The organism is Haliea sp. E1-2-M8 (assembly GCF_030649675.1).
GTDB lineage: Bacteria > Pseudomonadota > Gammaproteobacteria > Pseudomonadales > Halieaceae > Haliea.
This window is the reverse complement of record NZ_JAUTDR010000003.1, coordinates 106498-119764: the sequence shown is the minus strand read 5'-3', so window position 1 is coordinate 119764 and position 13267 is coordinate 106498. Positions and strand designations below refer to the sequence as shown.

General features: G+C 63.0%; 14 protein-coding genes. 1 reads left to right on the top strand and 13 read right to left on the bottom strand.

Going from position 1 to position 13267, the window contains the following annotated elements; translation table 11 throughout:
• Positions 1–63: 63 nt before the first annotated feature.
• The 4 genes from Q6D67_RS03625 to tsaB are packed head-to-tail and all read right to left on the bottom strand — an operon-like array spanning position 64 to position 3987.
• Entirely contained in the window at positions 64–1071 is a 1008-nt protein-coding gene (locus Q6D67_RS03625) for a tryptophan--tRNA ligase (RefSeq protein WP_304704209.1), read from the bottom strand.
• A gap of 59 nt (positions 1072–1130) precedes the next feature.
• On the bottom strand, positions 1131–2438 hold the full coding sequence (locus tag Q6D67_RS03620; protein WP_304704208.1) for a M18 family aminopeptidase: 1308 nt from the start codon (positions 2436–2438) through the stop codon (positions 1131–1133).
• Between the two features lie 50 nt (positions 2439–2488).
• Entirely contained in the window at positions 2489–3289 is an 801-nt protein-coding gene (locus Q6D67_RS03615; protein ID WP_304704325.1) for an undecaprenyl-diphosphate phosphatase, read from the bottom strand.
• Positions 3289–3987, bottom strand: coding sequence for a tRNA (adenosine(37)-N6)-threonylcarbamoyltransferase complex dimerization subunit type 1 TsaB (tsaB, locus tag Q6D67_RS03610; protein ID WP_304704207.1), 699 nt, complete (start codon positions 3985–3987; stop codon positions 3289–3291). Before tsaB ends, Q6D67_RS03615 begins: the two co-directional genes overlap by 1 nt.
• Before the next feature lie 56 nt (positions 3988–4043).
• Here tsaB and mobA point away from each other — a divergent pair, with 56 nt between their 5' ends.
• Positions 4044–4631, top strand: coding sequence for a molybdenum cofactor guanylyltransferase MobA (gene mobA / locus Q6D67_RS03605; RefSeq protein WP_304704206.1), 588 nt, complete (start codon positions 4044–4046; stop codon positions 4629–4631).
• 63 nt (positions 4632–4694) lie between these two features.
• On the opposite strand, the gene Q6D67_RS03600 is transcribed toward mobA, so the two are convergent.
• The 9 genes from Q6D67_RS03600 to rnc all read right to left on the bottom strand — a co-directional run bounded on the left by Q6D67_RS03600 (position 4695) and on the right by rnc (position 13262).
• On the bottom strand, positions 4695–5552 hold the full coding sequence (locus tag Q6D67_RS03600; protein ID WP_304704205.1) for a hypothetical protein: 858 nt from the start codon (positions 5550–5552) through the stop codon (positions 4695–4697).
• 201 nt (positions 5553–5753) lie between these two features.
• Entirely contained in the window at positions 5754–6401 is a 648-nt protein-coding gene (gene adk, locus Q6D67_RS03595) for an adenylate kinase (protein ID WP_304704204.1), read from the bottom strand.
• A 143-nt stretch (positions 6402–6544) separates the two neighbouring features.
• Positions 6545–7354 carry a nucleoside triphosphate pyrophosphohydrolase gene (gene mazG / locus Q6D67_RS03590; protein WP_304704203.1) on the bottom strand — a complete coding sequence of 270 codons (810 nt, stop codon included), beginning with the start codon at positions 7352–7354 and terminating at the stop codon, positions 6545–6547.
• A gap of 10 nt (positions 7355–7364) precedes the next feature.
• Positions 7365–9596: a GTP diphosphokinase gene (relA, locus tag Q6D67_RS03585; RefSeq protein WP_304704202.1), complete on the bottom strand. Its 2232-nt coding sequence runs from the start codon at positions 9594–9596 to the stop codon at positions 7365–7367.
• 13 nt (positions 9597–9609) lie between these two features.
• Positions 9610–10506 (bottom strand): cysteine synthase CysM, encoded by an 897-nt coding sequence (gene cysM / locus Q6D67_RS03580; RefSeq protein ID WP_304704201.1) that lies wholly within the window; start codon positions 10504–10506, stop codon positions 9610–9612.
• Positions 10507–10569: 63 nt separating this feature from the next.
• On the bottom strand, positions 10570–10941 hold the full coding sequence (gene acpS / locus Q6D67_RS03575) for a holo-ACP synthase (RefSeq protein ID WP_304704200.1): 372 nt from the start codon (positions 10939–10941) through the stop codon (positions 10570–10572).
• Positions 10938–11666 carry a DNA repair protein RecO gene (gene recO, locus Q6D67_RS03570; protein WP_304704199.1) on the bottom strand — a complete coding sequence of 243 codons (729 nt, stop codon included), beginning with the start codon at positions 11664–11666 and terminating at the stop codon, positions 10938–10940. The genes acpS and recO overlap by 4 nt, the downstream gene beginning before the upstream one ends.
• Before the next feature lie 20 nt (positions 11667–11686).
• The gene (era, locus tag Q6D67_RS03565) at positions 11687–12595 is read right to left on the bottom strand and encodes a GTPase Era (RefSeq protein WP_304704198.1); all 909 of its coding nucleotides are present in this window, start codon (positions 12593–12595) and stop codon (positions 11687–11689) included.
• A complete protein-coding gene (gene rnc / locus Q6D67_RS03560) occupies positions 12585–13262 on the bottom strand; it encodes a ribonuclease III (RefSeq protein WP_304704197.1) in 678 nt (225 codons plus the stop codon). The genes era and rnc overlap by 11 nt, the downstream gene beginning before the upstream one ends.
• Positions 13263–13267: the final 5 nt, after the last annotated feature.

Sequence of the window (13267 nt, the reverse complement as noted above, 5' to 3'; positions counted from 1 at the left end):
ACGTAATTCTCCGGGAGGCGCGAAGAATTACGTGCCGTAGCGCGACCAGCAACCAGCGTACCCTCACCGCATCGGCGCGATACCCACGGCGTCTCTGACTTGAGCGAGTAACGGCGTGCTGAAAGAGCGTGCGCGCTCGGCGCCGCGCTGGAGGACTTGCTCGATGTGTGTGGGGTCGTCCATCAGCTGGAGGTAGCGCTCGCGGGCAGCTGCGAGAGTATCGTTGACCAGCTCGAACAGCTCTTTCTTGGCTTCGCCCCAGGCGATGCCCTGCTCGAACTCGCGGCGCATGCGCGCGGTTTCTTCTGCTGAAGCGAAGGCCGACCAGATCTGGAATACAGTGGAATCGTCTGCATCCTTGGGTTCGCCGGGTTCCAGCAGATTGGTCTTGATCTTGTTGATGGCCTTGCGCAGCTGCTTCTCCGGCAGGAACAGGGGGACGGTGTTGTTGTAGCTCTTGCTCATCTTGCGCCCGTCCAGGCCCTGCAGCACCGCGACGTGATCTTCCACTACCGCCTCGGGCAGGGTGAACAGCGGGGCGAAGTTGTGGTTGAAGCGCTGGGCGATGTCGCGGGCCATTTCCACATGCTGGATCTGGTCGCGGCCCACGGGCACTTTGTGGGCGCCGAACATGAGGATGTCTGCGGCCATCAGCACCGGATAGCTGAACAGCCCCATGGTCACGCCGAAGTCGGGGTCCTCCCCCGCCTCTTCGTTGGCCTGTACCGCCGCCTTGTAGGCGTGGGCGCGGTTCATCAGGCCCTTGGCGGCGTTGCAGCAAAGGATCCAGGTCAGCTCGGTGATTTCCGGGATATCCGACTGGCGGTAGAACACCGCGCGCTCGGTATCGAGCCCCAGCGCCAGCCAGGTGGCGGCGATCTCCTTGCTGGATTGGCGCACAACGGTGGGGTCCTGGCATTTGATCAAGGCGTGGTAGTCCGCCAGGAACAGGAACGACTCGGTGCCGGAATCGGTGGAAGCGGCAATCGCGGGACGTATTGCACCCACGTAGTTGCCGAGGTGAGGCGTGCCGGTGGTGGTAATGCCGGTGAGAACGCGTTGTTTGCTCATGAGTGTCCCGCTCGGGTAAAAGCCCGAGATTCTAGCGCCTCAAGGGGCGGCTGGCTATTTCAGGCGGGCGTCAGAGAGCCCGGATGGTTGTAGAACCGGCGCAGCACCCGGCCCAGGTTGCAGGCATCCTCGCTGCCGGCGAGTTCGCGAATGGAGTGCATGGCAAAAGTCGGCACGCCGATGTCCAGAGTGCGGATACCGGTGCCGCCGGCGGTAATCGGACCGATAGTACTGCCGCAACCCATGTCGCTACGGACCACAAAGGTCTGTACCGGCACCTCCTCCTGTGCCGCCAGCAGGCGGTAGAGGCCGGCAGTTTCCGCGTTGGTGGCATAGCGCTGGTTGGCGTTGACCTTGATGACCGGGCCCGCATTGAGCCGGGGACCGTGATTGTCATCGTGCTTGTCGGCATAGTTCGGATGGATACCGTGGGCATTGTCGGCAGAAATCATCATTGAGTTCTGCACCAGCTGGCCCAGGCGCTCCTCGGTACCGGCAATGCGGCGCAGGGTCGACAGCAGCAGCGGGCCCTGGGCGCCGGAGGTGGACTGGCTGCCCACCTCCTCGTGGTCATTGCAGACCAGCATGCAGCTTTGCCTGCCATCGGCCTGCAGCAAGGCCTGCAGCCCGGTAAAGCAGCTCAGCAGATTGTCCAGCCGGGCCGAGGCGATAAACTCCTGCCGTAGCCCCACCAGGGCGGCTGGCTGGCTGTCGTAAAAGCACAGCTCATAGTCCAGCACCCGCTCGGCAGCGCAGTCCGGGTGCTCTTCCAGCAGGCGCTGGCGCAACAGGCTGCGGAAGTCGGGCACCGCACTGTCAGCCTGCAGCGCCAGGATCGGCAGGATATCAGTCTGCGGGTTGACGCTGCGGGACTGGTTGGCCTCCCGGTCCAGGTGAATGGCCAGGCTGGGGATGACTGCCAGCGGGCGGCGGAAGTCCACCAGCGCGGTGTGCAGCCTGCTGGCCCCAGCGGCGAAGCTGACCCGGCCCGCCAGCGACAGGTCGCGGTCAAACCAGGGATTCAGCAAGACGCCGCCATACACCTCCACTCCCAGCTGGAAATAGCCCGAGCGCTGCTTCTCTGGAGAGGGCTTGACCATCAGGCAGGGGCTGTCCGTGTGGGCGCCGACCATGCGCATGCCAGTCTCGGGAGCGGACTCCGAGCCCACCGTAAACGCCAGCAGGGAGCTGTCGTTGCGAGTCAGGTAGCAGCGCTGCCCCGGTTGCAGGTTCCAGTCCCCCTCCGGCGGCAAGCGGGCGAAACCAGCAGCCTCCAGCCTCCCCACCAGCGCGACCACGGCGTGAAACGGCGTGGTCGCTGCCGTGAGAAATGCCAGGAGATCAGTATTGAACTGTTGCGGTGTCATGGGCGAACAAACCTCGATCCGGGAAAACAACGGGTAACCGCGCTACGGCGTCAAAACAGCCAGAGCGCGTAGAGCAGACCAGCGAGCGCGATACGGTAATACACAAACGGCATCAGGCCCAGGCGCTCAAGCAGGCGCAGGAACAGGCTGATACAGGCGTAGGCCGTGACTGCGGCCACCAGTGCTGACACGCCCAGCACCAGCCAGTCCACGGGTGCGCTTTGCTGTGCGAGCTGCAGGCCTTTTAGCAGCCCCGCTCCGGCGATCACCGGAATCGACAGCAGGAAAGCGAAGCGCGCCGCCGTGGCGCGGTCCAGACCCAGCAACAGGCCGGCGCTAATGGTGATGCCGGAACGGGATACACCGGGCACGGGCGCCAGCGCCTGCGCCAGGCCAATCAGCAGGGCCACCCCGGCGGCCAGCGGTCGCGCCGGCGCCCCGCTGCGCGCGCGCCGATCCGCCAGCCCCAGCAGCAGCCCGAACAGCAGCGTGGTGGTCGCGATCACCGGCAGATTGCGCAGCCGGGTCTCGATAAATTCATCGGCGAGAAATCCAACTACAACGACCGGCACGGTGGCCAGAGCCAGGTACAGTACCAGTCGGACATCTTCATTCACCGGCTGCCCTCGCAGGAGGCCGGCGCAGCTCATGCTCATTTGCAGCAGTTCACGACGATAGTACAGCACCACCGCCAGCAAGGTTCCCACGTGTACCGCGACATCGAAGGCGAGACCCTGGTCCTCCCAACCCAACAGCAGTGCCGGCAGGACCAAATGTGCCGAACTGGAGATCGGCAGAAATTCGGTGACGCCCTGCAACAGGGCCAGGACTAGCGCCTGCAGCCATTCCATCACGCCTGCGGCCCCTGTTGGTCCAGCTTTTTCCAGCTTATCTCGTCGCGCACGTATACCGGGCACACCTGCTCCGCACTCTGCACACGACGCTCTTGCAGGGCCCTGAGCGCCTCAGGCAGCACGTCCAGCGCGTCAGGCAGCAAGTCAGGATGTGCGGCATTGAAGCGAGCCGTGACGGCGGGGGGCATGGCATCCCGATACTTGAGCCCGCCGCCGATCGCGATCAGCGCATCACTGCCGGACGGAGCCAGCAACCCCGGCTTGACCGCCTGCGCCGCAGCGATCTCCACGGCGCGGCCCTTGTCTATACGGTATAGCGCCCAGTACAGCTCCCCGATGTGAGCGTCCACGGTACTGAGTACATAATCGCCCTCCCCCGCCTGCCCCAAACGTATGGCACCATATACCTGGCAGCACAAGGTGGAGACAGGCAATGCCGGCAGGCCGGTGGCGAAACACAAGCCCTGCACCGCGCTGGCGGCGATACGCAACCCGGTGAACGAGCCCGGGCCGCTGCCATAAGCGACCGCATCCAGAGCATCCGGCCCCGCGGGCATAAGCTCGCGCAGCATGGCCAGCAACAACTGGTTGTGCCGGCGCGGCGCGATTTCCTGCAGTGCAGTCACTTCACCGTCGCGGTAAAGTGCCACTGAGCAGGCTTCTGTCGAGGTATCAACTGCAAGGATGCTTGTCATAACATGATTATCCCACAGGCCGCCGCTGGCAAGAACTGCAACAGAGGACAAAACAGGTGGGTCGCGCGCAAACTCCTGCACATTTTGACGGCCTGATCCTCGCGGGTGGTGCCGGTCGCCGTGCCGGTGGACGGGACAAGGGTCTGCTGGACTGGGAAGGCAGACCGTTGGTGGCCTGGGTCAGTGAACGCCTGCGACCCCAGACCAGCCACCTGCAGATCAGCTGCAATCGCAACCTGGATGTTTACGCAGGCTTTGGCGATTCGGTATTCGCGGACCGCCAATCCGGATTCCAGGGTCCACTGGCGGGGTTGGAGGCGTTCCCAACGGATCCGACCCGGGAGTTCCTGCTGGTGGTTCCCTGTGACACTCCGCGCCTGCCGCTCGACCTCGCCGCTCGCCTGTACCAGGCGCTGACCAAGCAGCCGGAGTCATGTGATCTGGCTTACGCCACCGCCGGCGGGCAGCACCACTACCTGCACATGCTGCTGCGGCGGCGCTGCCTGGGCAGCCTGCCGGCCTATCTGGCCAGCGGCGGCCGCTCCGTGCGCGGCTGGCAGGCACAACTGCGCTGTATCAGCGTGGATTTCGCGGCTGCCGGTGACGCCTTCGACAATCACAACCAGATGCAGGCCCGGACCTGACCTCCGCCAATAAAAAAACCCGCGCCAGTTTCCCGGCGCGGGTTCCTCGGTTCCTGCAAGCAGTCAGCCGCTGGCGGCGGTGGCGTTAACCTGCCGTGGCGCAGCTTTTGCTTTTTTGGGAGCAGCCTTCGCTTTTCTGGGCGCGGCCTTTGCCTTTTTAGGTGCGGCCTTTTTAGGTGCAGCCTTTTTCTTTGCTGCAGCCTTCTTCTTCGGTGCCGCTTTTTTCTTGGGTGCCGCCTTCTTGGCCTTTGTCCTGGCTTTGGATGCAGCAGGTGCGACCGAGTCGGCGAGGGATTCTGCAGTTTTCGCCAGCGACTTGCGGCCGGCGCGCGCTTTCTTCAGCGCCCCCTTGGCAGCGGCCTCAGCTTTCTTTTCCGCCGCTCGCAGCTGCGCGAGTACTTTCTTCTCCAACGCGTTTATCTTGGCAGCATCGGATTTGGCGCGCTGCGCGGTCCATTTCTTGGCGTGCTTCGCCAGCGCTCTGGACTTGTCGATTTCAGCCTTGGCCGCCAGTTCCGCTTTCTTCTCCAGAACCCGCTCCTGGGCCGCCATCTGTTTGGCTACCAGCTTCGCATCGGCAACTATTTCCTTCACTCGCTGACGCGTTTCCCTGAGCTTGCCCTGCGCTGTTTCCAGACGGGCTTTGGAACGCGCCACTGCATTGGTAGCCGCTTTTTTGCCACGTTCGTCCGCCTTTGCCCGAGCAGCTTTCAACCGCGCCCGAGCGTCGGCCAATGCTTTTTTCTCGGATTCGACTGTCGCCTGCAACTTGGCAAGTGTTTCGCGCGACTTTTTCTCCGCCGATGACACTACCGGAACCTTCCTGGCTGCGCTGGACGCAGGCTGCTTGCGCGGCGCCTTTTTTGCTGGCGACTTGCGCGCAGCTGTTTTTGTTTTCGCCTTGCTCTTGGCTGTTGCCATAATTTCACTCTCCAAATGTTATTTTCTAAAACCACCGGGAGGAAAATAGCAATATTCTCAAAGGCTTACAACAGCGTTTTCACAACGTTGACGAAAGTCGCGCGCGGCGGAAAAAATTGCGCTGCGGAAAAGTTGGAAATATGCGGGGACAGCGGGCGAGTCCATTCGCCCCGGGGGGATAAAAACCCCTTGATTTACAGTCTATACACCGAGTGCGGCGAATACTTTTCTACGAATGTCTTCAACAGTGCCAACACCCTCAATGCGATGACAGGCAGGCGCACGGGGCCCAGACATGGAGCGATAAAAATTTACCAGAGGGCGTGTTTGCTGTTGATAAACATCAAGACGCTTGCGAACAGTATCTTCCTGGTCATCATCGCGCTGCACCAACGCCTCGCCTGTTTCGTCATCAAGGCCCTCCCGCTGGGGTGGATTGTGCAGCACGTGGTAAACACGTCCGGAGGCAGGGTGAATGCGACGACCACTCAGGCGTTCGACAATTTCTTCATCGTCCACGGCAATTTCCACCACGTGATCAATATCGACGCCAGCGGCAACCATGGATTCAGCCTGCGGAATGGTGCGCGGAAAACCGTCAAACAAAAATCCGCCAGCGCAATCGGGCTGCTTGATGCGCTCCTTGACCAGACCAATGATGATGTCGTCGGAAACGAGGCCACCGGCATCCATGACTTCCTTTGCGGCGAGGCCCATTTCAGTTTTCGCCTTCACCGCCGCACGCAACATATCGCCGGTAGAGATCTGCGGAATACCGAATTTCTCGATGATGAACTGGGCCTGTGTGCCTTTGCCTGCGCCGGGAGCGCCAAGGAGTATCAATCGCATTCAGGTGGATCCTCAATGTCTGTAGAGCGGCTATCGCAAGCGTATTTGCAGGTAGTTTGCGCTGCCGGATTGTCGGGGGGAGCTAACCATACACAGGGGCAGGACATTGCACAAGCCCCGCCCGGAGCTACGACGAGCAGGTATCAGCGCGCCACTTTCGCGGCCCGCCACAGGGCATCAAGTTCCGTATCGGTGAGCGCACGCAGATCCGCTGAGCCCGCGGCGGCGGATTTTTCCATGGCTCGAAACCGTTGCTCGAACTTGGCGGACGCCTGTCTCAGCACGGCTTCCGCATCCAGCCCCAACTGGCGCGCGAGATTGACGCAGGTAAACAGCAGGTCGCCCATCTCATCGGCGATGGCAGCCTCCGAACCGGCTGCCATCGCCTCCTGCAGTTCACGTTGCTCTTCATCCAGCTTGTCGAGCACCGCCGCGGCGTCTGGCCAGTCAAAACCAACCAGAGCCGCGCGCTTTTGCAGTTTCTGTGCTCGCGGCAATGCCGGCAGCGCCACCGGCACGTCATCCAGCACGCCGCCCTGAGCCCGCGCCGCGCGCTCGTCGCGCTTGATCGCCTCCCAGGACCGCTTCACCTCCGCCACATCCAGCGTGGCGGCCACAACGCCCTCGATCTCACCGTCCGCAAACACATGCGGATGGCGCCGCAGCAGCTTGTCCACCAGGGTGTGAACGATGTCCGGAAAAGAAAACAGGCCCTGCTCTTCGCCGAGGCGAGCATAGAACACCACCTGAAAAAGCACGTCGCCCAGTTCCTCGGCAACATGGGGGTAGTCCCCGTGCTCTATCGCCTCCGCCAGTTCATAGCACTCCTCCAGAGTGGAGGGCACGATACTGCGAAAATCCTGCTTCAGATCCCAGGGACAGCCATCCTCGGGGTTGCGCAAGCGCTGCATCACGCGCAACAGATCGTTTACCGTGTATTGCCCGGTAGTCACGTCATGGCTCCTATTTGGACACCCGGGCAACGGAAATCACGTTGCTCAGGCGATCGATTCGTTCCAGCAGTTTTGACAGGGCGCCCAAATCAGGCACCTCGACTGTAAGGCGCATGGTGGCTGTGTGTCTTTTCTTGTTGGTCTGCGTATTGATGGACAGCACATTGATCCGCGCATTGGCGAACAGTCCGGTGATATCGCGCAGCAGGCCCTGGCGGTCATAGGCTTCAATGGCGACATCCACCTCGTAGTTTTCCCGCGGCGATTCACCCCAGGCGACCTCGATTACTCGCTCCGGCGATGTTTCCTGGAGTTTGAGCAGACGCCCGCAGTCGCTGCGGTGGATGCTGACGCCGCGGATCTGGGTGATGAACCCGACAATCTCATCACCTGGCAACGGCTTGCAGCAGCCGGCCATGTGGGTCAGCAGATTACCCACCCCCTGCACCTTGATCTGGCTGCGGGAAAGCGGGCCGCTGCCGGGTTTGGCTACCTGTAGCTGCGGCTCGGGGCGCTTCTCCACCAGGGACTGGGCCGCGTTGAGTACCGTGGCAGAACTCAGGTCACCCGCACCCACCGCCGCGTACATGTCTTCCACCGTGGCCATATTCACCTTGGCAGCCACCCGCCGATAGTCGACGCTGGTCAGGGCGAGACGGCGGAAGTCCCGTTCCAGCAGGTGTCGGCCGGCATCGATATTGTCTTCGCGGGCCTGGGCCTTGAACCAGTGCTGCACTTTGGCCCGGGCGCGCGAAGTCCGCAGGAAGCCGAGCCCGGACTGCAGCCAGTCGCGCTTCGGGCTGCCCTGCTTGCTGGTCAGGATTTCCACTCGCTCACCGGTCTTGAGGCTGTAGGTGAGGGGAACGATCGCGCCGTTCACCTTGGCGCCGCGACAGCGGTGGCCCACTTCCGTATGGACATGGTAGGCAAAGTCGAGCGGCGTGGCACCCTGGGCAAGATTCACCACATCCCCGTTGGGAGTGAACACGTAGACCCGGTCCTGTGCCAGGTGGAAGCTGAACTGTTCGGCCACATCCCCGGTGTCACCCGTCTCTTCGTGCCAGTCCAGCACCTGCCGCAACCAGGCAATCTTTTCCTCATAACTGCTGGCCATGCCACCGCCAGAATCCGACCCTTTATAGCGCCAGTGTGCGCACACCCCGAGTTCGGCTTCCTCATGCATCTGGCTGGTGCGGATCTGCACCTCGAGAATCTTGCCCTCCGGACCTATCACCGCGGTGTGCAGGGAGCGGTAGCCGTTTTCCTTGGGATTGGCGATATAGTCGTCGAACTCGTTGGGAATGTTGCGCCACAAACCGTGCACCAGACCGAGAGTCGCGTAACAGTCCTTCGCCTCCGGCACCAGAATGCGCACGGCCCGGATATCGTAAACCTGGGAGAAGCCGATACCCTTGCGCTGCATTTTGCGCCAGATACTGTAGATATGTTTCGCCCGGCCGCTGATGTTGAACTGCAGCCCCGCCTGCTCCAGCACCCGGGTCAGCTCCTCGGTTACACGCGCGATGAAACGGTCCCGCTCCAGACGCTTGCCGTCCAGCAAGCGCGCAATCTTGCGATACGCGTCGCTATAAATATACCGAAACGAGAGATCCTCCAGCTCCCATTTCAGGTGGCCGATGCCGAGCCGGTGGGCAAGCGGGGCGTAGACATCAAACACCTCGCGCGCAATGGGCCAGCGCCGCTCCTCATCATTTTTGGCCGCGCGAATCGCGCAGGTACGCTCCGCCAGCTTGATCAGCGCTACCCGCACGTCGTCCACCAGAGCGACCAGCATTTTGCGGATGTTGTCCGTCTGGCCGTGCGCCTGCCCCAGCACCGGGGAGTCTATCTGGGTTTTGAGATCGCTGATCGCCGCCATACGCAGCACGCCGCCGACAAGGCTGCGCACGCCCGGCCCGAAGTGGTCTCCCACCGTGTCCAGCGTCAGGCGCTCCTCGCGCACCGCACGATAGAGAATGCCGGCAACCAGACAGTCCGTGCCCACGTGCAGCTCAGACAGGATCTGGGCTATATCCAGCCCGGTAGCAAAACAGTCGGATTCACGGGCCCAGTCCTGCAGATCGCGGCCCGGCATGGAGCGCGCCTCCCGGGCCAGCGTGCAGGCACTGAGCAACACCTCCCGATCGTCCGGCCGCTGCAGGATCGGCAGCTGTTGCAGCCAGCGTTCGAAGTCTATCTCGCCGGAAGCGGTGAGATGCGATTGTTCCCGTACTCGGACCATTATCCGGCTCCGCTCAGGGGTTGGCGAATACGCCCGTGGATAAATAGCGATCGCCACGGTCACAGACTATGGCGACGATCACCGCGTTGCTGACTTCCGCCGACAGCTGCAGCGAGGCTGCAATCGCTCCGCCCGAGGACACCCCGCAGAAGATTCCCTCCTCCCGGGCCATGAGGCGCATGTGGTGCTCTGATTCGGCCTGGGAAATATCGATGACCCGATCCACGCGGGCGGCATCAAAAATCGCCGGCAGATAGGCGGGAGGCCAGCGTCGGATACCCGGGATACTGGAACCCTCCACCGGTTGCAAACCGACAATCTGGATAGCCGGATTTTGCTGCTTGAGGTACGCCGATACCCCCATGATGGTTCCGGTGGTACCCATGGAAGCTACAAAATGCGTGATATTGCCTTTGGTTTGGTCCCAGATTTCAGGACCTGTACCGCGAAAGTGCGCCAATGGATTGTCCGGGTTGCCAAACTGGTCCAGCACCCGGCCCTTGCCCTCGCTTTGCATCTGTAGCGCCAGATCCCGGGCGCCCTCCATCCCCTCGGCCTGAGTCACCGCGACCAGTTCTGCACCATAGGCGGACATCGCCTGCTTGCGCTCGGCACTCATATGCGCGGGCATGATCAGGATCAGGCGGTAGCCGCGAATGGCGGCCACCATGGCCAGGGCGATGCCGGTGTTGCCGCTGGTGGCCTCGATCAGGGTATCGCCCGGGCGGATGTCGCCGCGTAGCTCGGCCTCGGCAATCATGCTCAGCGCTGGCCGGTCCTTCACCGAGCCGGCGGGGTTATTGCCCTCCAGCTTGGCAAGCAGCGTGTTGGAGGTATCGCCTGGCAGACGCTGCAGGCGCACCAGGGGGGTATTGCCAATGCAGGCTTCGATCGTTGGATATTCGGACATAGTTCACCGTTACCCGCCGGGCGGGGCAGTATATCGACTTTCACCGGCGCAGGCATGCACCGGTCACTTCAGGGCCGCAAAAGCGACCACATAGGCTTGCTCGTCAGCCAGGGACAACAGGATCGCGGTGCCGCCGCGACGTTTCACGACCTCTGCCGCACCGCCGGACAGATGCACCACGGGAGCCCCGTCGGCATCGTGGCGAACCTCAATATCCTGCCAGCTGACACCGCGCCCGATTCCCGTGCCCAGAGCCTTGGCGATCGCCTCCTTGGCGGCGAAGCGCTTGGCGAGTAGCCGCACTGGCTGCTGGCTGGCGGCATACTCGCCCTGCTCCGCCTGGGTCAGGATACGCCGCACGAACTTGTCTCCCAACCGGACCACCACGGCTTCGACCCGGGCAACTTCCAGAATATCCGTACCCAGGGCGATCACTGTTGCTGGGGCCGGTCGCGAAATTGGCGAAACAGTTCCCGGCTGGCCAGCGGCCGCTCACCGAGGTGCCCGGCCAGAGCCTGGCGCAACAGACGTTTGGCCGCGCTGGCCTGCTCGCCGTCGTAGTGGCCGGCGGCAATCGCCAGCAGATCGCGCCCGGAAAACAGAACCGCGGGGGACCCCGCATGCCGCGCACAGGCCACCAGCCCGAAGTCGGACTGGTATTGATACCAGCTTTCAGGCACTACCGGTTCACCGCTGTAACCATCCACCGCCGGATCGAAATGGTAGCCCAGCGCTTCCAGCAGGCTGAACTCGAACCGGCGCAAGCAGGCGTCGCCCGCGCCGCCAGCGGCCAGCTGCAGGAGTGTGTCGCCGTACAGGGCAAAGAGCTGCGGCTGGGGATCCTGACGCTGCAGCAGACGCACCAGCAATTCATTGAGGTAAAGACCGGTGAACAGGCGCTCCGCATGTAGCTGGGGGGCGCTGCCCGCCGCTTCCACAGCTGCCAGTTGCTTCATTTCCGCGCGCCCGGCGAAGCTGAGCAACAGGGGCCGGAATGGTTGCAACAGGGCCGCCTGAGTGCCGCCGCGACTGCGCCGGCGGGCGCCCTTGCCCACCAGGCTCAGGCGGCCGTGCTCAGCAGTGAACACTTCCAGCAGCAGGCTGGTATCGCGATAGGGGCGACTGTGCAGCAGGTAGGCGGGCTGGAGATTTACGCGCATGGGCAGCAACTCGCGGGCATTCAGCGATCGTCGTAACCGAGGCTGCGCAGGGCCCGCTCGTCGTCAGACCAGCCCGACTTCACCTTGACCCAGAGTCGCAGCATGACCTTGCTCTCGAACAGCTTTTCCATGTCGCGGCGGGCTTCCGTGCCGATGGAGCGCAGGCGGCTGCCCCCCTCCCCGATCAGGATTCGCTTCTGGCCCTCGCGCTCGACCAGGATCAGGGCGGAAATGTTGAGTATGGCGTCCTCCTGGCTGAACTCCTCGATTTCCACCGTCACCGCATAGGGCAGCTCGTCGCCGAGCTGGCGCATGATCTTTTCGCGCACGATCTCTGCCGCCATAAAGCGCTGGCTGCGGTCGGTGATCTGGTCCTCGGGGAAAAAGTGCCCGGACTCCGGCAGGTGCTGGCGAATTTCCTTTTCCAGTGCGTCCAGGTTCTGGCCGCGCAGGGCCGAGAGCGGAATAATGGTGGCAAAGGGCGCGCGCTCGGCCAGCTGCTGCAGCTGCGGCAGCAGGACGGTCTTGTCTTCCAGCAGGTCGACCTTGTTCACCACCAGCAGAGTGGGCACCCCGGCCTGGGCCACACGCTGCAGGACCATATCGTCTTCATCGGTCCAGGCGGTGCGATCCACCACCATGACAATGACGTCGACGTCGCGTATGGCGCTGCTGGCGGCCCGGTTCATGTAGCGGTTTATCGCCCGCGGCTCGGCGCGATGCAGGCCGGGCGTGTCGACAAAGATAAACTGGCAGTCGGCCTCGGTCTTGATGCCGAGCACCTGATGGCGCGTAGTCTGCGGTTTGCGCGAGGTAATGCTGATCTTCTGGCCCAGCAGATGGTTCAGCAGGGTCGACTTGCCGACGTTGGGTCGGCCGACGATGGCAACATAACCGCAGCGCTGCGCGGGATTGGGCTCATTGGCCATTGGCAAATGCCTCCAGGGCCGCTTCGGCGGAGGCCTGTTCCGCTTTCTGCCGGCTGCCACCGCTACCTTCGAATGTCCGCTCGGGCTGCGCGACACGACACAGGATGCGGAACAGTTGTTGGTGGTCTTCGCCTTCAACGGCGAGCAATTCGTAGGCCGGCAGGGGCCGGCCGCGGCCCTGCAGGTGCTCCTGCAGCCTGGTCTTGGCATCCTTGCCCGCAGCGCCCATCTCAAGCCCCGCGAGCCGGCCGTGAAACCAGCGCAGCAGGCACAGCCGGCAACTGTCGACTCCGCTGTCGAGCAGGATCGCTCCGGCGATTGCCTCCAGGACGTCTGCCAGGATAGAGGCTCGGCGGTGGCCGCCGCTCTTGCGCTCGCCCTGCCCCAGGCGGAGAAACTCGCCAAGGCCCAGTTCGCGCCCGATCTCCGCCAGCGTGTCGCCCTTGACCAGGGTGGCGCGCATGCGGCTGAGGTCGCCCTCACGGGCTTTGGGAAACTGCCGGTACAGGGCCTCGGCTATCACGTGATTGACAATGGAATCGCCGAGAAACTCAAGCCGTTCGTTGTTGTTGCCGGACGCACTGCGGTGCGTCAGGGCCAGCTGCAGCAGGTCGGGATCACTGAACTCATGGCCCAGCAACTGCTGCAGGCGGCGAAGCTTATCCATGCGGC